This window comes from Pelotomaculum terephthalicicum JT, from assembly GCF_022410535.1.
Lineage (GTDB): Bacteria > Bacillota > Desulfotomaculia > Desulfotomaculales > Pelotomaculaceae > Pelotomaculum_D > Pelotomaculum_D terephthalicicum.
The window spans coordinates 22,168-46,767 of record NZ_JAKNBL010000003.1 but is presented as its reverse complement, the minus strand read 5'-3'; the positions used below and the strand labels follow the sequence as shown (position 1 = coordinate 46,767).

Annotated in this window: 22 protein-coding genes; 19 read left to right on the top strand and 3 right to left on the bottom strand. The window is 49.6% G+C overall.

Annotated elements, in window-relative coordinates:
- The first annotated feature begins 2 nt into the window (after nucleotides 1-2).
- From L9W92_RS03790 to L9W92_RS03705, 19 genes are all read left to right on the top strand, one after another.
- The gene (locus L9W92_RS03790) at nucleotides 3-1,298 is read left to right on the top strand and encodes a metallophosphoesterase family protein (protein WP_240082417.1); all 1,296 of its coding nucleotides are present in this window, start codon (nucleotides 3-5) and stop codon (nucleotides 1,296-1,298) included.
- Nucleotides 1,298-4,522: an AAA family ATPase gene (locus L9W92_RS03785; RefSeq protein ID WP_240082416.1), complete on the top strand. Its 3,225-nt coding sequence runs from the start codon at nucleotides 1,298-1,300 to the stop codon at nucleotides 4,520-4,522. The genes L9W92_RS03790 and L9W92_RS03785 overlap by 1 nt, the downstream gene beginning before the upstream one ends.
- Before the next feature lie 174 nt (nucleotides 4,523-4,696).
- Nucleotides 4,697-5,275, top strand: a complete 579-nt coding sequence (locus tag L9W92_RS03780; protein ID WP_248285839.1) for a flavin reductase family protein — start codon at nucleotides 4,697-4,699, stop codon at nucleotides 5,273-5,275.
- Nucleotides 5,276-5,421: 146 nt separating this feature from the next.
- Nucleotides 5,422-5,973 (top strand): O-acetyl-ADP-ribose deacetylase, encoded by a 552-nt coding sequence (locus L9W92_RS03775; RefSeq protein WP_240082414.1) that lies wholly within the window; start codon nucleotides 5,422-5,424, stop codon nucleotides 5,971-5,973.
- A gap of 160 nt (nucleotides 5,974-6,133) precedes the next feature.
- The gene (gcvT, locus tag L9W92_RS03770; RefSeq protein ID WP_240082413.1) at nucleotides 6,134-7,240 is read left to right on the top strand and encodes a glycine cleavage system aminomethyltransferase GcvT; all 1,107 of its coding nucleotides are present in this window, start codon (nucleotides 6,134-6,136) and stop codon (nucleotides 7,238-7,240) included.
- A gap of 13 nt (nucleotides 7,241-7,253) precedes the next feature.
- A complete protein-coding gene (gene gcvH / locus L9W92_RS03765; protein ID WP_240082412.1) occupies nucleotides 7,254-7,634 on the top strand; it encodes a glycine cleavage system protein GcvH in 381 nt (126 codons plus the stop codon).
- A gap of 3 nt (nucleotides 7,635-7,637) precedes the next feature.
- Nucleotides 7,638-8,978 carry an aminomethyl-transferring glycine dehydrogenase subunit GcvPA gene (gcvPA, locus tag L9W92_RS03760; RefSeq protein WP_286724344.1) on the top strand — a complete coding sequence of 447 codons (1,341 nt, stop codon included), beginning with the start codon at nucleotides 7,638-7,640 and terminating at the stop codon, nucleotides 8,976-8,978.
- A 200-nt stretch (nucleotides 8,979-9,178) separates the two neighbouring features.
- A complete protein-coding gene (gcvPB, locus tag L9W92_RS03755; RefSeq protein ID WP_312038060.1) occupies nucleotides 9,179-10,636 on the top strand; it encodes an aminomethyl-transferring glycine dehydrogenase subunit GcvPB in 1,458 nt (485 codons plus the stop codon).
- The gene (lipM, locus tag L9W92_RS03750) at nucleotides 10,624-11,463 is read left to right on the top strand and encodes an octanoyltransferase LipM (RefSeq protein ID WP_240082411.1); all 840 of its coding nucleotides are present in this window, start codon (nucleotides 10,624-10,626) and stop codon (nucleotides 11,461-11,463) included. Before gcvPB ends, lipM begins: the two co-directional genes overlap by 13 nt.
- Before the next feature lie 98 nt (nucleotides 11,464-11,561).
- Nucleotides 11,562-11,687, top strand: a complete 126-nt coding sequence (locus tag L9W92_RS18785; RefSeq protein WP_282442286.1) for a hypothetical protein — start codon at nucleotides 11,562-11,564, stop codon at nucleotides 11,685-11,687.
- Nucleotides 11,688-11,717: 30 nt separating this feature from the next.
- A complete protein-coding gene (locus tag L9W92_RS03745; protein WP_240082410.1) occupies nucleotides 11,718-12,077 on the top strand; it encodes a hypothetical protein in 360 nt (119 codons plus the stop codon).
- A 48-nt stretch (nucleotides 12,078-12,125) separates the two neighbouring features.
- Complete coding sequence (locus tag L9W92_RS03740) at nucleotides 12,126-13,721, top strand: alpha-amylase family glycosyl hydrolase (RefSeq protein WP_240082409.1); 1,596 nt, start codon at nucleotides 12,126-12,128, stop codon at nucleotides 13,719-13,721.
- Nucleotides 13,722-13,885: 164 nt separating this feature from the next.
- Nucleotides 13,886-14,659, top strand: coding sequence for an alpha/beta hydrolase (locus L9W92_RS03735; RefSeq protein WP_240082408.1), 774 nt, complete (start codon nucleotides 13,886-13,888; stop codon nucleotides 14,657-14,659).
- 92 nt (nucleotides 14,660-14,751) lie between these two features.
- Nucleotides 14,752-14,946, top strand: a complete 195-nt coding sequence (locus L9W92_RS03730) for a small, acid-soluble spore protein, alpha/beta type (RefSeq protein WP_240082407.1) — start codon at nucleotides 14,752-14,754, stop codon at nucleotides 14,944-14,946.
- Nucleotides 14,947-15,130: 184 nt separating this feature from the next.
- Nucleotides 15,131-15,748 carry a DUF47 domain-containing protein gene (locus L9W92_RS03725; RefSeq protein ID WP_240082406.1) on the top strand — a complete coding sequence of 206 codons (618 nt, stop codon included), beginning with the start codon at nucleotides 15,131-15,133 and terminating at the stop codon, nucleotides 15,746-15,748.
- A gap of 11 nt (nucleotides 15,749-15,759) precedes the next feature.
- Nucleotides 15,760-16,767, top strand: coding sequence for an inorganic phosphate transporter (locus L9W92_RS03720; RefSeq protein WP_376741778.1), 1,008 nt, complete (start codon nucleotides 15,760-15,762; stop codon nucleotides 16,765-16,767).
- Nucleotides 16,768-17,008: 241 nt separating this feature from the next.
- Nucleotides 17,009-18,208 carry a SpoIVB peptidase gene (gene spoIVB / locus L9W92_RS03715; protein ID WP_240082405.1) on the top strand — a complete coding sequence of 400 codons (1,200 nt, stop codon included), beginning with the start codon at nucleotides 17,009-17,011 and terminating at the stop codon, nucleotides 18,206-18,208.
- 140 nt (nucleotides 18,209-18,348) lie between these two features.
- A complete protein-coding gene (gene spo0A, locus L9W92_RS03710) occupies nucleotides 18,349-19,119 on the top strand; it encodes a sporulation transcription factor Spo0A (RefSeq protein ID WP_240082404.1) in 771 nt (256 codons plus the stop codon).
- 253 nt (nucleotides 19,120-19,372) lie between these two features.
- Nucleotides 19,373-20,971, top strand: a complete 1,599-nt coding sequence (locus L9W92_RS03705) for an NAD(P)/FAD-dependent oxidoreductase (protein ID WP_240082403.1) — start codon at nucleotides 19,373-19,375, stop codon at nucleotides 20,969-20,971.
- A gap of 101 nt (nucleotides 20,972-21,072) precedes the next feature.
- Here the strand turns inward: L9W92_RS03705 and L9W92_RS03700 are convergent, their stop codons facing one another.
- The 3 genes from L9W92_RS03700 to L9W92_RS03690 are packed head-to-tail and all read right to left on the bottom strand — an operon-like array spanning nucleotide 21,073 to nucleotide 24,348.
- On the bottom strand, nucleotides 21,073-22,620 hold the full coding sequence (locus L9W92_RS03700) for a DHA2 family efflux MFS transporter permease subunit (protein WP_240082402.1): 1,548 nt from the start codon (nucleotides 22,618-22,620) through the stop codon (nucleotides 21,073-21,075).
- Nucleotides 22,621-22,633: 13 nt separating this feature from the next.
- Nucleotides 22,634-23,746 (bottom strand): HlyD family secretion protein, encoded by a 1,113-nt coding sequence (locus tag L9W92_RS03695; RefSeq protein ID WP_240082401.1) that lies wholly within the window; start codon nucleotides 23,744-23,746, stop codon nucleotides 22,634-22,636.
- Nucleotides 23,743-24,348: a TetR/AcrR family transcriptional regulator gene (locus L9W92_RS03690; RefSeq protein ID WP_240082400.1), complete on the bottom strand. Its 606-nt coding sequence runs from the start codon at nucleotides 24,346-24,348 to the stop codon at nucleotides 23,743-23,745. The genes L9W92_RS03695 and L9W92_RS03690 overlap by 4 nt, the downstream gene beginning before the upstream one ends.
- Nucleotides 24,349-24,600: the final 252 nt, after the last annotated feature.

Below are 24,600 nucleotides of genomic sequence, written 5' to 3'. Positions count from 1 at the left end.
CTTTGGGGAGTGGTAGCTTAACTTTTGTTCATGCCGCCGACCTGCATCTGGACAGCCAGTTTAAAGGCCTGGAACGCACTGTGGCCGGCGGCGGAGAGATACCGGAAAATGTTTTGCGCCGGTTGCGAAACAGTTCCTTTGAAGCTTTTAATAACATTGTGGATTTGTGTATTAATAAAAAGATTGATTTTTTGCTTTTGGCGGGAGATATTTACGACGTTGCCGATAAAAGCCTGCGTGCTCAACTCAGGTTCAGGGACGGTCTGGTCCGGCTGGCTGACGCCGGCATACCGGCCTTTGTCGTCCACGGCAACCATGACCATTGTGCCGGGTGGCGGGCGGAAATTAAGCTGCCTGAGACTGTTCATGTTTTTTCCGACAGGGAGGTGGAATCAAGACCGGTACTCCGGGGCGGGCGGGAGATTGCCGGCGTATCCGGCATCAGTTATCCCGGGCGGGCCGTGGTTGAGAATTATGCCGGCCGCTTTGCGCGCGGCGCCGGGGTACCCTTTGCCGTCGCTCTCCTGCACTGCAATGTCGGCGGTATTAAAGGGCACGAAAATTACGCGCCATGCGGGTTGGACGACCTTATGCAAAAAGGTTTCGACTACTGGGCGCTGGGCCACGTCCACAACCGGGCGGTGCTCAACCCGGCCGGTCCTTGCGTGGCTTACCCCGGCTGTCCGCAGGGCAGGCACCCGCGGGAAACCGGGGAAAAGGGCTGCTTGCTGGTTCATGTGACGGAAAATAATAATATATCGGTTGAATTTTTTCCTACGGCACCGGTCAGATGGGAGTCAGTAGCGGTGTCTATCGAAGGAATTGCCGATGACCTTACTTTGTTGGAAACTATAGAGGACAGGCTGCTCCGTTTCAGAACCGCTGCGGGCGGAAAACCAATCGTAGCGCGCGTATTGTTAAACGGGCGGGGATTTTTGCACAGAAATCTGGTCCGGGTTTCATATGCTGAAAACTTGGTTCAGGAGTTGAGAAACCGGTTGCCCGCGGAAGAAGAAGACTTTTTGTGGCTTGATTCGGTGCGGGTCGCCACCAGCGCGGAAGTGGACAAAAATGAACTGTCCGGCACTGATACGTTACTGGGCGATTTCCTGAGCCTGATTAAGGAAGCGCGGGTTGACCGGGATTTGAAAACGGAGTTGCGCAAGACTTTGTCTGCTTTAATTGAACATCCCCGGGCCGGACGATACCTGACTGAGCCGGATGACGATGAATTGGGGGAATTGCTTGAATCAGCCGGAGATTTGGCGGTGGATTTGCTTTGGGACGGTGAAGAATAGTGCGCCTGGCTGAAGTGATGGTGGACGGGTTTGGCATCCTGCGGGATTTGCACTTGCGGCGGGAAGAATTGGATAAGAACATCACGATAATATACGGGATGAATGAAGCCGGCAAGTCGACCTTGATGGAATTTATCCGGGCGATGCTTTTTGGATTCAAGGTTAAGGGCGGGCGCGTTTGGGAGCCGTTACGGGGCGGCAGCCTGGGCGGTTTTCTAGTTTTCGCGGACGAAAACGGGGAGTATTACAGGGTCGAGCGGAGGATGCGCGGCAGACGAGGGAAGGTTGCCGTGACACTGCCGGGCGGTGCGGCGGGGGATGAGGCGTTCCTGGCGGACAGGGTCCTCCGGGGTATTACCCCGCTGGTGTTTCGCAACGTGTTTGGCTTTGATGTGGAAGAGATGCGCCGTTTGGAAGAGCTGGGGGCCGGAGAGGTGAGCGCTCATGTGTACGGCGCCGGCACCGGATTGCGGGCGGGCCGGCTCACGGCCGGGACAAGCCGCTTGCGGGAGGAATTGAACGACTTGTTCAAGCCTGCCGGGACAAAGCCAGCCATCAATAAATTGATCAAGGAATTAGAAAATGCCGAAGCGGCTGTCCGCCTGCTGCAGAAGGAACCGGAACAGTACGGGCGGCTGAGGCGGGAGGCAATGTCTCTAAGGGCGGACAGGGAAAAATTAGAGTCGGCAAAAAGGGACGCGGAACTGCGCAAGCGGCGTTTGGAAGCGGCAGTCAGGGCGAGGGAAAGCTGGTTGCGCTTGAAAGAAGCCCGGCAGCAGCTTGGCGAACTGCTGCACGTGCCCTCCTTCCCGGAGTCCGGTGTGGAAAGGCTGCAGGCTCTCGAGGACAAAGCACGGGACCTTGTTCTTGCCCGGGCTGACACACACCAGCTGGCAGACGATTTGCAAAGGCGTGTGGACAATACGGTTGTTAATGAGCAATTGCTTGAACGTTCCGCGGAAATTAAGGCGCTGGGAAATGAGCGCGGTCTTCAGCTGGAAAGGCTGCGGCTGCTGCCGGAACAGGCTGCCGAGGTTAAACACGCCGGGGAAGAATACAATAAGCAAATAAGCAAGCTGGGCAACGGATATGATCAGACGAAGCTGGCATCGATAGATACTTCCCTGCCCGCCAGGGAAACAGTTGAAGGTTATAAACTAAAGTTTAGCGCAGGGGAAAACCGGCGGGAAACCGCCGGGAGGGAGGTCGTCCGCTTAAAAATCAGCGCCGGGGAGAAAGAATGGATATTCAGAAACGCTGCGGCTGAACTGGCCGCGCATAAAATCCCGCTTCCGCCCGTGGACCGGCCGCCGGCCGACCGTGAGCAGGCGCTGGATGTTCTTGAAAACGGAATGCGGCGGCTCTTACAAATCAGAGCCGGCCTTGAGTCGTCGCGCTTCCGTCTCGTGGAACTGGAGCAGCAGAAAAGGAATACGGAAAGTGAGCTTGCTATTCTATCGCCCCGGCTTTTGCCTCCCTGGCTGCATTTTGTCTTGCCGGCGGTTCTCGCGGTGTTTATTGCCGCCGCCTTTTACGGCGGGATGATTTCAGGTTTCCTGACCCTGGCCGCGGGTGTCGCGCTTTGGGCGACGGTAATGCTGGCCGGGCGCCGCGCGGCGGCAATAATGGAAGCGCGCCGCGCCAGGCTGGAGGAAATCCTTTTGAATATCAAGCAGTGCGTTGCCGGTGCGGCTGAGGAAATAGAACAGCTTGCACGCAGGGAAAGCGAACTGGCTGAGGAGTTGAAAGCAGCGGCCGTAACCGCGGTGGGCAGGCCGGTGGCAGTGGAAGAAGAAATCATCGCCGCCCGGCGGGCGCTGGAGGAAGAAAAATTAGCCCTGGCGCGGGCGGAGGACCTCAGGCGCGTTGCGGCACAGGCAAAGAACACTTTAGACGCAGAATTGCAGAGGCTGTCCGGCGTTAACAAGGAACTTGAACAAGCGGACAGGGCTCTGGCCAGTCTTGGCGCAGAGTGGCTTGACTGGCTGAAAGAGCGCGGCTTGCCGCGAAGCCTTACTCCCTCCGGCGCTTTGGCGTATTTTGACGCTTGTGAAGAAGCCGTAAAAAGTCACAATGCCTGGCAAAAATCTCTCGCCAGGGAAAGAGAAACACGGCAGCAGAGCGAAGCATTTTTAGCAAGGCTGAACAACTTGCTTGCCAATACCGGATACGATGCAGTTACGATGGAAACAGCCTGTGGCTGGACGATCAGGCTGGAGGAATTGTTGTCGGAGACCGTCAAACAGGCTGATGAAAGGGGGCGGCTGCAGGCGGAGCTGGTTAAACGGCGCGAACAGAAAATGCGTCAGGAGAACGCTTTGAACATTTTGTATGAAGAGATTGAAGCTTTGCTGGCTGCGGGCGGCGCCGTTGAGCCGGAAGATTTCCGCCGCAGGGCGTATTACTATAGTGAAGGTAAACGACTGGCGGGAGAAATTCAAACTTTTGAGCGGGATTTAAAGATTATAGCCGGTTTGTATGGAGAAAGGGCTCAGCTTGAACGAGAATTAGAGCAAACTGAAGGAACGGATAATGAGCGGGAACTTGAGCAGATAGCGTTTTTGATTGGGGAATTGGAAGATAGAGTAAGAGAAACCGGAGAGCAAATCGGCAGGTTGGACAATCAGATCAATTTGCTGGAGAACGGAGAAGAGCTTGCCGTCCGGCTGCAGGAAAAAGAAATGTTAATTGCGGCCTTGCAGGGCAAAGCCCGGGAGTGGCAGGCGCGCGCCCTCTGCCTGCACTTGTTGAAAATGGCTAAAGAACGCCATGAGCGTGAGCGGCAGCCGGCAGTTTTACAGAGGGCTTCCGGGTATATCGGGCCGATGACCGGCGGGGCGTATGCCATGGTAATCGCTCCTGTCGGCCGGGCTGACATCCTGGAGGTGGAAACGCCGGACGGCGGCAGGGTGGCGGTGGCCGGACTCAGCCGGGGTGCGGCGTCGCAGCTTTATCTCTCTATACGTCTCGCTCTGGCCCGCCAATACGGCAGTGTGGGCTTGCCGGTTATCCTGGATGATATCCTGGTGGACTTTGACCGGGAAAGGCTCAGGGGCGCGGTGAAGGTGCTGGGGGAATTTAGCCGTGAGCGGCAAGTCTTATTATTTACCTGCCACGAGCATATCCTTGAAACGTTTAACGAAGGTCTGGACGGTTTTGGTCTAATCCGGCTGCGTGACGGCGTGAAAAGTGGTATTTTACCACACTTGTGTTCGAGAACATGAGCTGCGTTTATACGCCGAGGTCTGAAAGCGAAATATCAAAAGCGGGCTGGAAATTAGTCTGACACTCGGGAAGTTTGTTTTGCACAGTGTCAAATTGGTTGTTAAAGGTATATAATTGAGATATTATTAGTATATTACTATTTTTATCAGTATTAATTATATAAATGAAAGAGGATGGTTGCCATTACCATTAGAAAGATAACAAAAGGGCCTGCGACGGTTCTTTTGCCAATTCCGGTCGTGCTTGTAACATCTGTTGGGGAAAACGGCAAGCCGAATATCATCACTATCGCCTGGACAGGTGTGATGAATTCTGAACCGCCGGCGGTGTACGTAAGCGTCCGTCCCCAAGGCAGGCATTCTTACGGGCTGATTAAAGAGTCCGGCGAATACGTGATCAACCTTCCCGCCGCCGCTCAGGCCAAGCTGGTGGATTATTGCGGGAAGGTATCCGGCAGCAAGGTGGATAAATTCAAGGAAACAGGTTTAACGCCGGTACCTGCCGCCCACGTAAAAGCGCCTCTGATCGCGGAATGCCCGGTTAACCTGGAATGCAAAGTCAGACAGGTGGTAGCTCTGGGCAGTCACGACGTGTTTATCGCTGATGTGCTGGCTGTGCACTACAATGAGGACGTGTTGGATGAAAAAGGACGTCCGGATCTGGATAAAATCGGCCCGTATAGTTATTGTCTGAATGAATACCGGTTGATGTCCGGTAAGCTCGGCTCCTTCGGGTATTCTAATAAAACGTGAGCTCCTATTAGGCATAGCAATGATATAGGGAGCCGGGAGCCAGACTTCCAGGAAGCTTCGCTTTACCTTTCAGACGGTTGAAAATGGTAACGGTTTAATGCTGACTGCTTAATTCTGAATACCTGAATATTAACAGGAGGTAACAGGTGGAAACCCATATCGGCAAAACTCTTTTGAAAATCATTAAAGGGGATATTACCGTCCAGGATACCGAGGCAATAGTAAACGCGGCAAATTCCGGCCTGCTGGGTGGCGGGGGAGTGGATGGCGCCATCCACCGTGCCGGGGGTCCGGCAATTCTTGAGGAATGTAAAAAAATACGCGCCTTGCAGGGAGGCTGCCCCACAGGCCGGGCAGTGCTCACTGGCGGCGGGAATCTCAAGGCCCGTTACGTGATCCATACCGTCGGCCCGGTCTGGTTCGGTGGAAATAGTAACGAAGATGGGCTTCTCCGGGACGCCTATCTGAACAGCTTGACCCTGGCTAAAGAACACGGAATCCGCTCTGTTTCCTTCCCCTCGATCAGCACGGGGGCATATCGCTTTCCAATTCGCCGGGCGGCGGGAATTGCCCTGCGCACAATGCGTGATTTTATAAATGAGGAAGATTATTATGATGAGATACGTTTTATACTTTATACTGAACAGTTATTGAAGGAGTTTGAGTTGTCTTGGGAAAAAATAGAAAAAACTATCTGACTGGAGTCTGAACAATTAAAGTGGCCCTTTTTTATAATAACTGTTAATATTGTATACCGTATCATACTGTAAGGAATATTTTCCCTTAAAGGTTTGCATTAAAAAAAGATATTTGTTCATCCATTGTAATTAGGTAAGCCGGAGAATTAAGGGGGGAAAAATGGATATTTTACATAAAACACCTTTGTTTGATGTTCACCGCCGCAGCGGCGGTAAGATGGTCGAGTTCGCCGGGTGGGCGTTGCCGGTGCAGTATAACAGCATTTTGGCGGAGCACGAAGCGGTGCGTTCCCGCGCCGGCCTTTTTGATGTGTCCCACATGGGCAAAGTTACGGTCAGGGGAAAAGGAGCTTTTGATTTTCTCCAAAGAATAGCTACCGGAGACATCGGGGTACTGGTGGACGGCCAGGCCATTTATAGCTTGATGTGCTATCCGGACGGCGGTGTGGTGGATGACATTCTGGTGTACCGGTTTGGTCCCGGGGATTTCTTTCTTGTGCTTAACGCCGCTAATACTGACAAGGATTATAACTGGCTGGTGCAAAATAATATTGAAGGAGTAAAAATATCGAATGTTTCAGAGGACTTTGCTCAAATAGCCCTGCAGGGTCCCAGGTCTGAAAAGATTTTGCAGGCTTTGACTGAGACTGATCTTAATAATTTAAGATTTTTCCGCATGTTGTGTGATGTGGAAATCGCCGGAGCAAAGTGTATGGTTTCCCGAACCGGCTATACCGGTGAAGACGGTTTTGAAATATACACGGGTCCCGACAGCGCGCCGGCTTTATGGGACGCCATACTGGAAGCGGGCAAGCCCTGCGGTGTTGTTCCGGCCGGTTTGGGCGCCAGGGATTCCCTGCGCCTGGAAGCCTGCCTGCCTCTCTACGGGCATGAGTTGTCTGCGGATATTACGCCTATTGAAGCAGGGTTAGGCAGGTTTGTCAGATTTGATAAACCAGATTTCATCGGGCGTGCCGCTCTCGCCGCCTGCTCGTCCAAGGGGGCGGCCAGGAAGCTGGCCGGTTTTGAAATGGAAGAGCGGGGCGTGCCCAGGGCAAACTATCCGGTGGAATCCGCAGGCAGGGAGGTTGGTTTTGTGACCTCTGGCGGTTACTCGCCGACCTTGAAAAAAAATGTTGGATTAGCTCTTCTTGAAGCGGACCGCGCCGGACAAGGCGATAAAATCGACGTGGTGATCAGGGGCAAAAAGCTAAGGGCGGTAATCGTCCCGATCCCATTTTATAAAAAACATTACAAGAAAAAATAAGGGGGATAAAAGCATGAACATCCCGGCTGATCTGAAATACTCCAGTGAGCATGAATGGGTCAGGGCGGAAGGAGACGAGGCGTCAATCGGCATTACCGACCACGCTCAGCAAGCTCTGGGGGATATCGTTTTTGTTGAATTGCCCGAGGTCGGGGACGAAGTCGGCGCGGGCGAGGCATTCGCGGTGGTTGAGTCAGTCAAGGCCGCTTCTGATGTCTATGCCCCGGTAAGCGGCAAAATAATAAAAGTTAACGAGCGCCTTTTCGCGTCGCCGGAACTGGTTAACAGCGACCCTTACGGGAGTTGGTTCGTGGTAGTGCTGATGTCTGATCCCGGTGAGCTGGCCACCCTGCTTTCCGCGGAGGATTATAACAAGTTTTGCGAGGAGGAATGATCGGTGTACCCGTATCTTCCCATTACCAGCGAAGACCGCCGGCGAATGCTGCAAGCTGTTGGCGTTGAAGCGATAGAGGAATTGTTTGTCGACATACCGTCGGTGATGCGCTGCAAAGGCCGCTTAAACTTGCCCGGCCCTCTTTCGGAAATGGAAATGGCGCGTCATATGAAAGCCCTGGCGGGCAAGAATAAAAACCTTGATGATAATCCCTGTTTTCTCGGGGCGGGAGCGTACGACCATTATGTTCCCAGCATAATCAACCACATCCTTCTGCGCCAGGAATTTTATACCGCTTACACCCCGTATCAGCCTGAAGTGAGCCAGGGAACCTTGCAGGCTTTTTTTGAGTACCAGACCATGATTTGCGAACTGACCGGGATGGAGGTATCCAACGCTTCCGTGTATGACGGCGCCAGCGCCCTGGCCGAGGCGGTGGCCATGGCCTGCCAGGCCACCCGGCGCGGGGAAGTATTGCTTTCCCGGGCGGTTCATCCTGAAGCCCGGCAAGTGGTCAAAACCTATTCCCACTTTAGCAGCGTCAACGTTAAAGAGTTGGGTTATCAAAACGGCCTTACCGGTGCAGGGGAGGCTGAAGAACTGATTAATAACCAAACAAGCGCAATTGTAGTGCAAAACCCGAACTTTTTCGGGGCCCTGGAAGAACTGGCCAAGTTCGCCGAACTGGCACACCGGCATAAGGCTCTGTTAATTGTCAGCGCCGACCCGATCGCGCTTGGCTTGCTGAAGCCGCCCGGTGAGAGCGGGGCGGACATCGTGGTGGGGGAAGGCCAGCCGCTGGGCAATCCTTTGAGCTTCGGGGGGCCGTATTTCGGCTTTATGGCCACTACCGAAAAGCTGATGCGCCGGCTGCCCGGCCGAATCGTCGGCCAAACTGCCGACAGCGAGGGCAACCGGGGATTTATCCTGACTTTGCAGGCCAGGGAGCAGCACATCAGGCGGGAAAAGGCCACCTCCAATATTTGTTCCAACCAAGCCCTGTGCGCTCTGGCCGCCGCTGTATATCTGACCGTACTGGGTAAAAAAGGACTCCGGCAAGTCGCCGAGCTATGTTTGCAAAAAGCGCATTATACTTACCGCAGTTTGCTGGAGACCGGCAAGTTTGCTTCAACCTTCACCGCCCCGTTTTTTAAAGAGTTCGCCGTAACCGGTCAAGAGGACGCTGCTGTCGTGAATGCCCGCCTGATGGAAAACAAGATCATCGGGGGTTATCCTTTAGCCAGGGATTATCCTGAGTTAAAAAACGCGCTATTGATTGCCGTGACTGAAAACAGGACCAGGGACGAGATAGACCGGCTGGTTAAATATAGTGTGGCAACTTAATGAAATAAAACATGGAGGTACAGTGCTTGGATTTACCTTGCAGGTGGCGCTACACTGTGCTCAGGAGTCAGGATAAAAGAATGGTTTATTGCCCCGAAATATTCTGAATTCTGGTTCCTGAATTCTGAATACTTGGATAAAGTAACGATGTATACTAAAATTTAATAGTAAAGCTGTCAGAGAAACTTATTATTAATGGAGTGAGGATTGTGATGGAACTAATCTTTGAACAGAGCGTTCCGGGCCGGACCGGTATCTCCCTGCCTGCCATAGATGTTCCCGAAGAGGCCATAGAAAGCTTGATTCCCGCGGAGTACCTGCGCCGGGAGTCACCCGGCCTGCCGGAGGTCAGCGAAGGGGAGGCGGCGCGTCATTTTACCCGGCTGTCCCGGCGCAACTTCGGGGTTGACACTGGTTTTTACCCGCTTGGTTCCTGTACGATGAAATATAATCCGAAGGTCAATGAGGATATAGCGCGGCTGAACGGTTTCACGCGGGTTCACCCTTATCAGAGCGAGGATACTGTTCAGGGCTGCCTGGAATTGCTTTACCATATGGACCGTTGCCTCTCCGAACTCACCGGGATGGCCCGGGTGTCCCTGCAGCCCGCGGCCGGCGCCCATGGTGAGCTGACCGGCCTGATGATGATGAAAGCTTACCACGAAAACCGCGGCGAGGGTCACCGGAAAAAGATCATCGTTCCTGATTCCTCCCACGGCACCAATCCCGCCTCGGCTCAGATGGCCGGTCTGAAGCTCGTTGAAATTAAATCCGGCAAGAATGGCCGCCTGGATTTGGATGAACTGAAAAAAGCGGTTGATGGCCAGGTCGCCGGGATCATGCTGACCAACCCCAATACCCTTGGCCTTTTTGAATCCGACATCGCTGAAATAGCTGAAATCGTCCACAGCGCGGGCGGTCTGCTATATAACGACGGAGCCAACGCCAACGCCATACTGGGCATCTCGACCCCGGGCGACATGGGCTTTGACGTTGTTCACCTCAACCTGCATAAGAGCTTTGCCGCGCCCCACGGCGGGGGCGGCCCCGGCTCCGGTCCGGTGGGGGTAAAGGAGCATCTGGCGCCATTTCTGCCCAAACCTTTAGTGGAAATAAAGGGGGACGGCAGTTATTATCTGGAATACAACCGCCCTCTGTCGATCGGGAAGGTCAGGTCTTTTTACGGGAATTTTGGAGTGGTGGTTAAAGCCTATGCCTATATCCTGACCATGGGGCCGGAAGGCTTGCGGCAGGCGGCGGAGGATGCCGTGCTGAACGCCAACTTTTTGATGAAGAGGCTCAAGGATTATTATGATCTCCCCTATGATCAGGTTTGCAAGCATGAGTTTGTGTTATCGGGCGGCCGGCAAAAGGAAAAGGGAGTGAATACCGAGGACATTGCCAAAAGACTGCTGGATTACGGTTACCACCCGCCCACTGTCTACTTCCCTTTAATCGTTAAAGAGGCGTTAATGATTGAGCCGACGGAAACAGAAAATCTGGAAACCCTGGAGAGGTTTATTGAAGCCATGATCCAGATTGCCGGGGAAGTTGATGAGGAGCCGGAAAAAGTCAGGCTGGCCCCGCATACTACTGTGGTCGGGCGGCTGGACGCGGTGAAAGCAGCCCGCAAGCCTGTTTTAAGATGGAAACCATAAATGGTGATGTTATGAAATGGAGATTTATTGAAACCGGGTTTAACGATGCCGCAACCAACATGGCCATTGACGAAGCTATCTTGACCTGCCACGGTCGGGGGAAGGTGCCCCCGACCCTTCGTTTCTACCGGTGGCGGCCGCCCGCCATTTCCCTGGGCTATTTCCAGCGTCTGGAGAAGGAAGTGAATGCCGGTTTGTGCCGGGAACTGGGCATTCAGGTGGTTCGAAGACTGACCGGCGGGAGAGCGGTCCTGCATGACCGGGAGTTGACGTACAGCGTGGTGGTTTCCGAAAGCCACCCGTTAATGCCGGCTACTGTAACGGAGTCTTACAAGGTTATCTCCGGGGGATTGCTGGCCGGTTTGAAGCGCCTGGGCATATGCGCGGCAATAGCTCCCCGCAACCGTTCCAGGAGCGGGGAATTGTCCCCGGCGGCTTGCTTTAATACCCTTTCCAGTTACGAACTGACGGTAAACGGCAAAAAAATTGCCGGCAGCGCCCAGGTGAGACGGCAGGGGGTAATCCTCCAGCATGGTTCCTTGCCATGGGAACTGGATGCGGATAAGCTTTTTCTCGTTTTAAAGTTCTCCGGGCGGCAGGCGGCTGACAGAATGAAACAAGCTTTTCTGGCTAAAGCCACCTGCATGCGGGCGGTGACGGAGAGAGAAATCCCTTGGGCAGAAATCAGCGCCGCCTTGCGCGAGGGCTTTAAGAGCGCACTGGGGGTCGAGTTGGAGACAGGGCGGCTAACCGCTGAGGAGACGAGACTCGCTTTAGAACTGGTGACATTAAAGTACAAATCGCAGGAGTGGAATAATAAATACTAGCCGGAACTGTTTTAATTCAAATCATCTATTAAAACACCTACTAACGGTTGATTTAATATAATTATATATATGTATATGCCAGTAAAGGTGTGGTCACATTGCCATTTTTAGAAGAGATCCGGCATGATCTATTATTGACTGTCGTAGTGGCTTTAGTCATCCTTTTCGCCACCGGGCTCGCGGGACCGTCAAGAATACCCGGAGCGCCGATTATTATTCCATAGTTCCCTGAAGGGTGTTAAAGGGGTTCTCCCATGTTTTCATCCAGCGAGTTAAACGCGTTGTTGGAGCAGGTCAGGGCTCAGTTGGGTCAGAATGCTGTTTTCCCCATCCAAAACGCATCGTCAAATAAAACTAAAAGCTGCGGAAATAATAATGGCAAGGATGCAAATATCTTAAATATACCTAATATTACGCCACAAAAAGTTTTAGTAATCGCCGGCCTGCTGCGAGGGGTGCGGGAAGTTCGTTCGGTTTTGGTGGATAGGAATCAAGCGATTGAAATCCTCCTGGACGGCTCGCTGAGGCGCAAGACTAAATTGGATAAGATGTTGGATGAAATCGGTAAAATGCCTTTTGATGACGTGCTCAGGGCAGTGCTGGGAAGAATTTAGTCAACGGTCATAATGAACTATTGTTGTACCCAAAGCCGCGATTCTTTGATGCATAAGGAAAGCGGCTTTGTAGTCTCCCTGATTAAGGAGGGTTTCATCATAAACCGGACGGAAGGAATATCCCAGGCTGATATTATTTACTTCATTCTGATCGACCGGTTCCACGGCAGCGATGCTTTTAACGACAGCTCAGCAGGCCCGGCGGCCGGCCCGGAGCAATACCACGGAGGGAATTTCGCCGGCATCGTAAAAAAGATCCCCTACTTGAAGCATCTCGGTGTTACAGCCTTGTGGATCACTCCGGTCTATCTGGGTATCGGCGGCATCCCCGGCGCGGCGGGGATGGCTGAAGGCTACCATGGCTACTGGGCGCTTGACTTTGAACGGATAGACACTCATCTTATTCCCGAAGCGGCGGATAACGGCAGGGATAAGTTAAAAATCCTGGTTGAGCAATTGCATGACAGCGGCATTAAAATTATCCTTGATGTGATTGTCAGCCATACCGGATACCATAATGAAAAGTACCGTGGTTACCCTCACCGCCTGCCCGCGCGCTGGTTTAAAAATCAGCAGGCCGGCATGCCGTTCGGTCTGCCGGCTTTTGACCACGGACAGGCTGAGGTCAGGGATTACTTTGTAAATAACATTATCGATTGGATCGAAGACACGGGAATAGACGCCATCCGGTTGGATTCAGCCGGACATATTGACCAGGCTTTCTGGTACTATTTCAAGGCGTATGTGCGGGGGAAATACCGGAATATTTTTTTCCTGGGCGAGGTGCTGGATTTTGACGCGGATTCCGTGGCGCAGTATCAAAGAGAATATGATTTTGACTCTCTTTTTGATTTTCCTTTATGTGGCAATATTATTGATATAATGATCCGGAATGAGGATAATAAGCCTCCGGAACACCGCAAGGGTATGGGTGCCATAGCCGGGCCGCGCGTCGCCGCCGCTCCTGAAACGGCCGGGGTGCTGGATACCGACTGGAAATATAATAATGCCAACCGCCTGGTCACTCTTGTGGATAACCATGATTTGGAGAAAAGAGTAATGAGCTGGGCGGTGCATTATGCGAACGGAGACAGGCGCGAGGCGGCGAAGCTGGTTGTTTATGTGTTATCATTTTTGTTGACAACCAGAGGCATACCTCAGATATATTACGGAACGGAAATTGGCCTGGAGGGTGACCGGCAGGCGGGCGGGGACGCTTGCCTGCGCCTGGATATGCCGTGGGAAAAAATCGATCCGTCCACATTGGAACCATTCCCCGGCTATTATGTGGAAAGTTTCATTTACCGCAACCTGCGAAAATTAATTAAGATTCGCCGGGAAAACGAAGCCCTCCAATACGGCTATCTCTTCACTCTTTACTCCAGTTTTGATATCTATGTTTATATGAGGGAATTTCGCGGCAATACCATCATAGTGGGTTTGAACAACAGCAATGCCGGTAAGTCTGTTAATGTGAACATTGCCGCAAACCCGAATGTGCCGGGCCGGATCAAGAAAAATTTGGCTGACCGCCGGATCATGGTGAATCTCATGGATGAATCCGGACCGGTTGAATACTCCCCTTCCGGCAGGTTGGAAATGAGCGTCAAAGGAAAGCAGGCGCTGATCCTTAAATTGGTTTAAAGCCTGTCGCCTAGACATGGCCTGCATACTATTTTCAATAGCACAGCTTGTTTTTATAAAGATAGGGAGAAAGGAATTCTTGCGCCAACCTTTTCATAATGTGATAATATTTAAATGCAAGGGGATGTCAAACAAGAATCAAAACTTGAAACGAGGCGGTAAGTTTGGAGCATCAGTTTGTCTGGAACAAAGTTAAATACTCCAATAAAATTGGTCTTAACCTGTCCGGAATTCTTTATGCTAATCAGTTTGCCGGGACAGTGGTGGTTGTTTGCCACGGCTTTACCGGCAGCAAGGAAGGCGGCGGACGGGCGGTCGCCATGGCGGAAAAATTGGGGCTGCGCGGCTATGCCACTCTGCTTTTTGACTTTAGCGGCTGCGGGGACAGTGAGGGTGATTTTGCCGATGTCACACTTACCCGGCATATTGGGGACGCAAAGTGTTCAGTGGACTATTGCCGGGAGCTGGGCTTCAGCAGGGTGATCACGGTAGGCCGGAGCTTCGGCGGTACGGCGGTTATTTGTCTGGGCAGGGCCGGCGGCGCTGTGGCGGGTGTTTGCACCTGGTCGGCGCCGGGCACGTTAAGAGAAATATTTACTCGTTTGCGTGTCCAGGCGATTGGCGAGGATATCGATATGATCAGATTGTCGGAGGAAGATAATGCGTTACGGATTAAAAAGAGTTTTATCACCGATTTGGACCGTTATGATGTATTCAGCCGGGCCGCTCTGATTGCACCCAGTCCGCTGCTGGTTATCCACGGGGGCGATGATCAGGTAGTCCCGGTAGAGAACGCCCGGTCAATTTATAACGCTGCCGGCGAACCGAAAAGAATGCAGATTATCCCGGAAGCCGACCACCAATTTACCGGGCGCCACCTGAAAGTATGGGAAGTGTTTTTTGAGTGGCTGGAAAAGAATTTTCCGGTTGTTCTTTGACATTATTTAGCCGCTTTGTTGCATTATAAATGATCAAGCATAATCAAATAATATTAAAGGTTGTTGTTCCGTAAAAAAAGGAGGTTGGGCTAATGAGCAGAAGGCGTGGAGGAGTAATGTCCGAAAGGCTTAAGTATGAATTAGCCGACGAGTTGGGTGTAGGCGGCGTGGTGCGCAGGGATGGCGGCTACTTCGGTAATGTTTCTTCGAAAAACTGCGGTAATCTGGTCAGACTTGCGATCGAACGGGCCGAACAAACCATGGCAGGGAACAACGGCCGGAAGTAAAAAAGGATGCCCCATACGGGCATCCTTTTTCATAAATACCCCTTAAATCCACGGTAAAACATGTAGTTTTATCGTTGGTTTGCTGTTTCTTTTTTTAATTTTGGTTAACTTAACGTTGATTTTGTGTTAAGTTATGATAATATACCAGAGGAAGAAACATTTTCTTTCCGGGGGGAGTCTGGTTATGTTTCAAAAAAAGAAAAACGATGTTTTTTTTGATAACTTGGTGATGATAGCGAAAAATCTTCAGCTTGCGATGCAGGTTTTCCGGGAAGAGATAACCAAGCTGAGTGATGCGGAAGAGTTTGCCCTGCAGCTCAAAACAGTTGAGGACATGGGCGACCATTATACACACGAGATTATTTTGGCATTAAACAGGACCTTCATCACTCCCTTTGAACGGGAAGATATCCTGGGGCTTACCTTGAAGCTGGATGATGTGCTGGATTGCCTGGAAGCGTGCGCTTCCCGCCTGGAGCTTTATAATATCATTGAAGCGGACGACTATATGATGCTTTTTGCGAAAAATATTGAAATGTGTATCCAGGAAATTGTTTACGCGATAAACCACCTGGTGGAAAAAAGGCTCACCGATATGGCCAATCATACCCGTAAGATCAACGAACTGGAAAATGTGGCGGACGACCTGCTCCGGGACGGCTTGAAAACACTTTTTTCCACTTGTACGGACGCGATTGAATTAATCAAACGGAAAGATATTTACGGCATGATGGAAGCTGTATCAGATTCCTGCGAGGACGTGGCTAATATTCTTGAAGGTATTATGATGCGAAGTTCTTAAAGGGGGGATTAATGTTGGACTCAACAGCAATCCTCATTGGTCTGGTCGTGGTCCTGGCGCTTTCTTTTGACTTTATTAACGGTTTTCATGACACGGCCAATTCGATTGCCACGTCAATTTCCACCAAAGCGCTTCCTCCCAGGATTGCTATTTTGCTGTCCGCCGCCATGAACTTGCTGGGGGCGATGCTTTTTACCGGGGTGGCCAAAACCATCGGCGGCAAGATAGCCGATCCGCTGCAGCTGGACCACGGCATGTATATTGTCGCCGCTGCTTTGCTCTCGGCCATTGCCTGGAATTTAATCACCTGGTATTACGGCATACCGAGCAGTTCTTCACATGCTCTAATCGGCTCTCTAACTGGAGCCGTTATCGTCGCCGGCGGGTATCAAGCGGTAAATTATAAAGGATTTTTCACTATTATTGAGGCGTTAATTATCTCGCCCCTGATTGCTTTTTCGGTTGGTTTTATAGTAATGAACTTAATCAAGATTATTTTTAAAAACGCCTATCCGGTCAAGTTGAACCGCCGTTTCCGCTTCCTGCAGGTGTTTACTGCCGCCTGGCAGGCATTCAGCCACGGCACCAACGATGCGCAAAAATCAATGGGTATTATCACTTTCGCTTTGGTGGCCGGAGGTCTGCAGGAGAACCTTGATGTGCCGTTTTGGGTAAAAAGTTCGTGTGCTTTAGCAATGGCGCTCGGAACTTCGGTTGGCGGCTGGAAAATTATTAAAACCGTCGGCACTCAGATTTTCAAGTTGGAACCTTCAAGCGGTTTTGCGTCTGACTTTAGTTCGGCATTGATAATCATTATCGCTACATTTTTGAAGCTGCCGGTTAGTACCACACACGTAATATCATCTGCGATTATGGGGGTGGGTTCAGCTAAGCGTGTTTCCGCGGTAAAGTGGGATACGGCTGAAAAAATCGTGCTTACATGGATGATCACGCTGCCGATTACGATGGTTTTTGCCGGTTTAACATATTGGATAATTTCTATAATATTTATTTATTAATACTAAATTATTAAATTAGCGTTAAAAATGAATGTTTCGGCTATATGAGGAAAATAAACAATAAGTTACAAAGCAATTTTGGAGTCAATATAAATGCCGTATTGGCAAGTTGAGGCACATTTAGGCGGAATAAAAGCGATCTATTAAGGTTATTTTAAGAATACACGATATTATTTAAAATATTTAATGATATCGCGATAATTATGGAGGTGGGGCGACACTAAAATTGGAGGGGTGATGCTTGAAGGGGAAAAAACGGGGTTTATTTGACGGTATTTTCTTGTTTTTGTCCGGAACACTAATTTTTTATAGTTTTTTATTTTCATCCGGATGCTATGTTGCAGTTAATGAATCACTGAGATTAAATTTCCCCGTTCCCATTTATTATCATAATACCACAGCGTGGTTACATCAAAGGATATACGATGATCAAGAAGCGTCTGTTAACGCTGTTTCCCAGGTTCAAGTTGTGCCGGGCGGCCAGTCGATTGGGGTTTTGCTCCATTCCCGGGGTGTGATGGTGGTAGGTCACTCAGCAATTCAGGACCAGTCCGGCAATAAGGTCAACCCTGCTGTCAGCGCCGGAATCAGCATTGGAGATGTGATCTTAAAGATAAACGGCGAGGATTTGAAAGGTGAAGAACAAGTGCGGGATCTGGTAGCCCGCGCCGGAGCCTCCGGACAAGCTTTGGACCTGGAGGTAAAACGCGGAGAAGATATTTTTTATGCAAAAATAAGTCCGGTTTACTGTTCGGAAACCTCACGTTACCGGATCGGTCTTCTGATTAAAGACAGTGCGGCAGGCTTGGGAACACTTACGTTTTATGAACCGGTAAGCGGGATTTATGGCGCGTTGGGCCATGTTATTAACGATCTGGAATCAATGGAACCGTTCAATTTATCAGAGGGAAAAATAGTTGGGGCAAGTGTTCAGTCAATTCACCGGGGAAAACGCGGCCAGCCGGGGGAAAAGATTGGGGTATTCCAGGACGACCTGCAAATTAACGGCACCATTTCAAAAAACACAAAACTTGGTATATTTGGCAACCTGCAAAAACCTCTTGAAAGTTATGGCAGTAACATGCTTATGACCGCAACACCGGCGAATCAAATTCACGAGGGACCAGCGGAAATCCTTACTGTATTGAAGGACGAAAAGGTCGAAAGGTTTTCCGTTGAGATCTTGAAAATTAACCTAAAAGCCGTGCAGGATGGTAAGGGAATAATAATAAAAGTCACGGATTCACGCCTTCTTGAAGAAACCGGGGGAATTATTCAAGGAATGAGTGGAAGTCCGATTATTCAAGACGACAGGCTTATTGGCGCGGTAACCCACGTTTTTGTAAATGATCCGACGAGAGGTTATGGGGTTCCGATGGAGTGGATGCTGCGGGAAGCGGGAATATTGCCAATAGAAAAAAATAACAAAATGGCAAGTTAATATATAGAATCTTGTTGATTTTTCGTACCAAGTTCTGCCATATTTTTAAAACCATATGAAGGAATTTTTTTTTTGCCGTCGAACTCTTTTGATAATAAAACAAATTACAAAATATAGAAATTGGGAGGCGGGCAAATTTAATGACGGGAAAATCAATAAGATTAATGATCGCAGATGATAATAGAGATTTCTGCGAATTGTTAAAAGAATTTATCAACCAGCAGGAAGACTTGAATCTTATAGGTATAGCCTATAATGGCTTGGAAGCGCTGCAAATGATTAAGGAAAACAACCCGGACATCATAGTACTGGATATCATCATGCCGCACCTTGACGGTATCGGGGTACTGGAAAAACTTGTATCGGACAGCACCGTCAATAAACCAAAAGTAATTATGTTGACTGCTTTTGGTCAGGAAAGTGTGACCCAAAAAGCTGTTGAGCTAGGAGCGGACTATTATATTTTAAAGCCTTTTGATTTTAATGTTTTGGCGACGAGGATTCGTCAATTGGCTGAAGGAATTAACATGACCCAATATATAACGCCGGTAAAACCGAAAAATCTTGATGTGGCTGTTACCAATATAATTCATGAAATGGGCGTGCCGGCGCATATAAAAGGTTATCATTATCTGAGAGATGCTATTTTAATGGTTATTAGTGAGGTAAACTTACTTGGCGCCGTCACAAAAGAGCTTTATCCAATGATTGCCATGAAGTATCAAACAACACCCAGCAGAGTTGAGCGGGCAATCAGGCATGCCATAGAGTTAGCCTGGGACCGGGGGAATGTGGAGATGATGACCAAGTTTTTTGGATACACGATTAACCTTGAGCGCGGCAAACCTACGAATTCGGAATTTATTGCCATGGTAGCCGACAAATTGCGGATTGAGACGAAGGTAAGTTAAATTGTTGATTTAGATTTATGTATATCGCATGGTATTTTATGTAAATACCTCTTGTTTATTGGTTTCCAGTAAATAAATTAAGAGGTGTATTCCCTTTTTACGACATGCCGCCTCGGGTTAACGCCCTGAAGCGGAATTTTTTTCATTATTATTGTGTATAGTCAGTATGTCAAAAAGAGAAACTTTATTGTATGATACTGGTAAGTTTTTATAATAATATTTTATCGCCGGTCTTGAAGGGGGTATCTAAATAGTGATCAGGGTTGCGGGGCTAAAAATGCTGGTTGACGAAGACAAATCAAAATTAAGGCAAGCCCTGTTGAAGAAACTCGGGATTAGCGGTCAAGAACTGCTTGACTATAAAATATGCAGGCGGTCTGTGGATGCCAGAAAAGCCGGCAAGATTTATTTTGTTTATACCATTGACGTAAAACTGGCTAATGAAGACCTTGTCCTGAAAAAGCTGAGAAATAACCGCGATATATCTGTCGCTCCCCGCCTGGCGTACGAATATGTGAAAACCGGCCAAAACAAATTAGCATACCGGCCCGTAATTGCCGGTACCGGCCCCGCCGGGCTGTTTGCCGGTTTGATTCTGGGCAGGATGGGCTACCGGCCGCTCTTGCTGGAGCGGGGCGGCGATGTTGACAGCAGGGTGACGGCGGTAAAAAGGTTTTGGGAAACCGGGGAACTGGACCCGGAATGCAACGTGCAGTTCGGGGAAGGCGGCGCGGGAACTTTTTCCGACGGGAAACTGACAACGCTAATCAGGGATTCAAGATGCCGCAAAGTGCTGGAAATACTGGTAGATGCCGGCGCGCCGGAAGAAATTGTTTACTCTGCCAAACCGCATATCGGCACTGACAAGCTGAGGGCGGTGGTGAAAAACCTGCGCGAACAAATTGTGGAACTGGGCGGTGAAGTCAGGTTCAGCGCTAAAGTAACTGATCTGGCAGTTGAAAAAGGTAAAATATCGGGGATTGTGATTAACGGAAACGAGGCGCTGGACGCTGATGTGCTGGTATTGGCCCTTGGCCATAGCGCCAGGGACACTTTTGAAATGCTGCTTGCCAGGGGGGTGGAACTAACCCCCAAGGCTTTTTCCATCGGGGTCCGCATTGAACACCCGCAGGAACTGATAAACAAGGCGCAGTATAAAGAATTCGCGGGGCACAAAAATCTTGCAGCGGCGGATTACAAGCTGGCTTACCACGCCGCAAACGGCAGGTCGGCGTACACTTTTTGCATGTGCCCGGGCGGTGTGGTGGTGGCGGCCGCTTCGGAAGAGGATTGTGTGGTAACCAATGGAATGAGTGAATACGCCCGTAATGCTGAAAATGCCAATAGCGCTTTCCTGGTCGGGGTAAATCCCGGTGATTTCCCCGGTGACCACCCGCTGGCCGGCGTGGAGTTCCAGCGAAAATGGGAAAGGGAAGCTTTCATACTTGGCGGCGGAGATTACCGCGCTCCGGCGCAACTAGTGGGCGATTTCCTGGCGGACAAGCCGTCAATTGGGCTGGGAACAGTAAAACCTTCTTACAAAAAAGGTGTGCGGCTATCCGAGTTAAAAGGCTGCCTGCCTGATTACGTGGTCGAAACGCTGCGCGAGGCGATCCCGGCGCTGGATAAGAAAATGCGCGGCTTCGCCCGGCCGGACGCCGTGCTGACCGGTGTTGAAACCAGGAGTTCATCACCGGTCAGGATAATTAGGGACGAAAACTTCGAGACACGGATCAAAGGCCTGTACCCGGCGGGAGAAGGCGCGGGGTATGCGGGGGGTATTGTGTCCACCGCGGTGGACGGGATCAAAGTGGCGGAGGCTATTGCCCAAAAATATGCCCCCTTTTCTTAACTTGTTTGAGGTTGCTTAGCAAATACAAGCTTATAATGTGTAAATAATTGCGCTGCATTTAGCCCCTTGGTCTTCATTCCGTTCCCTCGGCAAACTTATTTTTAAAATTTCCGCAGTGGTAGGTCTGGGTTCTTTCTGTCATGTAAAAACAAAGTTATTATAAATGCAATACCACACAACACGGCACCTATAATGAAACAGTCGGAAATAGCCATAACCATCGATTGCTGGGCTACATACTTGTATAGCACGGACAGACTAAGAATCTGTCCTCCTTGTGCCCCAAGACCGGCATTTAACCCTATCCCCTGCAAGGCCGAAACCATATTCAAACCGTCCGGCTTATCCAAAACTACATTCTGAGCCAAATTAGCATAGTGAAAGGTATTACGCGTTTGCATTAAATTCGTTATGATAGCAATGCCAAAAGTGCTTGCCACACTCCGAATGACATTCCCCAGGGAAGAGGCGGTACCGGTTGATTCTTTCGGGATGCCTACCATCCCCACATTAATGGCTGGCGCCAGCGCCAGCCCAAGTCCTATTCCGCGGATCGTTAACCAAAACATCATCGTGTTAAAAGATGTAGAAGCATTAAAGTCCTTCATAGCGTAAGATGCACCGGTCATTATCACCACGCCGATAAGGATCAGGTACCGGGCCCCATATTTATCAAAAAGCCTGCCGCCGATGGGCATAAATATTGCTGTAACCAGAGCTGACGGCAGCAAGACCAGGCCGGTTTGCATTGCGGTCTGCCCGAGTACGCTTTGCATCAAAAGAGGAAAAAGATAAACTGTCACTATCAAAGCCACTTGAATGAAAGAAGAAATAATCGTGGACAAAGTGAAAAGCTTATTTTTAAATAATCGCATGTCGAGCACGGGTTCCGGACACCGCAGTTCGTGAACTACCATTACCAGCAGGTTAACAATTCCAATAAACAGCATTACAACAATCACGGGATCTCCCCAACCCATTTGATTGCCCTTGCTTAAGGCAAATATTAGACAAAACAAGCCAACGCAGATGGTGGCAATACCTGCCGTATCTAATGTCGATGTTGAGTTTTTCTCCGTTTCCGGCAGCAATGCGATTCCCATAAATATGGCTAACAAACCCACGGGTACATTAATATAAAAAAGCGTGCGCCAGCTGGCCGCCTCAATAAGATATCCCCCCAAAGACGGCCCGATAGCCATAGTCGCCATGCCGGCAATCCCCCATACTCCCAGCACCATGCCGATTCTGGATATAGGGTTAATTCTAAAACAAATCGCCATGCCTAAAGGCATGATGATCCCCGCTCCCATCCCCTGCAGCACCCGGCTGACAATCATCATATTAAAATTAAACGATGTGCCGCATAAGAATGAACCCAAAGTAAACAGGGCTAGAGCAACAACAAAGGTTTTTTTATATCCAAATTTGTCCCCTAAATACCCAGCCAGGGCTATTACGATTCCCTGGGTCAACATGTAAGCCGTGAGTACCCATTGAATGTCGTTGGCATTCGTACCAAAGACAGCCATAAGCTTTGATATCGCAACGTTAACGATATTTCCGGTAAGACCTTGTAAAAAGGTTCCCATTATGATGACTGAGGTTGCAGACCAGTTAATCCTATCCTGTAATTCACCGGTATTCAAATCAAATCCCCACTTATTGAGTTTTAATGGTCACTACGGCGGACATACCCGGCTTTAACTTATTATCTTGCTGAACAACACTTATTTTCACAGGCAGGCGCTGGGCTACTTTCGTATAGTTACCCGCTGTGTTCTCTGTTGGTAAGATGGAAAAACTCGACTGAGTAGCTCCACCGATCTCTTCAACCTGACCATCGAAAACTATATTGGGGTATGCGTCGACGACAATGTTGACCTTCTCTCCAATATGTATCCGGGCTACCTTTTTTTCTTCAATGTTGGCTAAAACCCAGATCCGCTCGGGATTTACGATAGTAAACAAGGAGGTTCCCGAGCTGACGTTTTGTCCATTTAATGCAGATACTTTTACCACGCTTCCGCTGATGGGAGATTTAACGGTTGTTCGCTCCAATGTCAGCAGGGCATTATCATAAGTCGCTTTGGCCTGCTTTTCCTGGGCTGCATAGGAGGCGCTACCGGTTCCATTCAAGGTATCCAACTGGGCTTGAGCAGCTGAGACGGAATCTTGGGCGGCATTTACATTAGCATTCGCAGCTTCCCAGGTTTTCACCGCTGTTTCATACTTAGTTGCACAGCTTTCCAAGGTTTCCTTGGAAACCGCTCCTTGCTGGTATAAAGCCGTGTTATTATCCAATATGCGCTTGCAATCTTCCATGGCCAATTTACTGATACCGGCTTGAGCAATGGCGGCAGATAAGGCGCTTTCTGCCTTGGCAACGGACATCTGAGCAGACTTAATATCGTTCGGCAGCTTAGTAACGGCTATTTTGCTAAGTTCCCATGCTGCTTCCGCCTGGGAAGCGCTAATAAGATATTGGGAAGCATCCAGCTTGGCCAACAGCTGCCCTGCTTCCACTTTATCTCCTTCTTGTACATAGACATCGGTAAGCTTACCAGAAACCTCGGCACTGATACTAACCAAATCTGCAGACACTTTCGCATTATCAGTGGTGACCGTAGTTTTTAGCTGAATGTACCAGCGAATGCCGAAAATAGCTACCGCGATTACGGCCAAGGTCAAGATACCAATACGGACTCCCTTGGATATCGGTTTTTTCTTCGGTTCCTCTATTGGAATATTAGCTGGTGTTATTGGATTCGTCATTCGTCACTGCTCCCCTTGGTAATCCCTTTAATTATGGTTGAGATAAACATTTCGATTTCCGGGCTCTGTAAATCAGCGGATATACGAGTAGAAAAATAATTTGCATATCCTCCACTTGCCGAGAGAATCATATTGGTCAAAACATCCGGGTCGGACATAATAAATGTTCCTTCTGTCTGGCCCCGTTGAATGATCCCTGCAATGAGCTTTTTCTTCTGAGCATATAAAGCAAGTAAACGGCTATCTGCAGGATAATCTCTAAAGGGAAAAGTTGCTCTGACCTTCGGACGCCATGGGTATCGGCGAATAAATTCAATTTCAAGCTTTATATAGTTCCTCAGCGCTTGAACAGGAGCAGTCTGCGACAAACATTTCTCTTCGATTAAACGGCATTGTGTCTTCAGGACCTTGGAAAAAACCTCCATTATTAGCTCTTCCTTGTTTTTGAAATACTGATAAATGGATGCTTTGGCAAAATCAGATCTTATGGCTATGTCATCCATAGTAATTGACTCAAATGTCTTCTCGTTAAGAAGCTGATCGGTAGCTTTAATGATACTTTCCCGCCGAGATTCCCGTTCCCGCTCATGCCTGGCTCTCATCTCACCACCTCCAATACTCTTGGTTGCCATAAATAACATAATTTATAATTATGAACGCTATTCATATCTCTGTCAATGAAATTTTTCCCACCAAGTCAATACAGCTTTTGCTCACCAACGCTTTGGAGAATTCATTTGACTGAACCGGGTGAAATTTGATCATTTAGAAATGTTACTATAAAATTGTGGTAGAAGCTTACAGGTTACCAAAGAGCGAATTTGTTCGACTGATTGAGGTTATTCCAGCCGGAG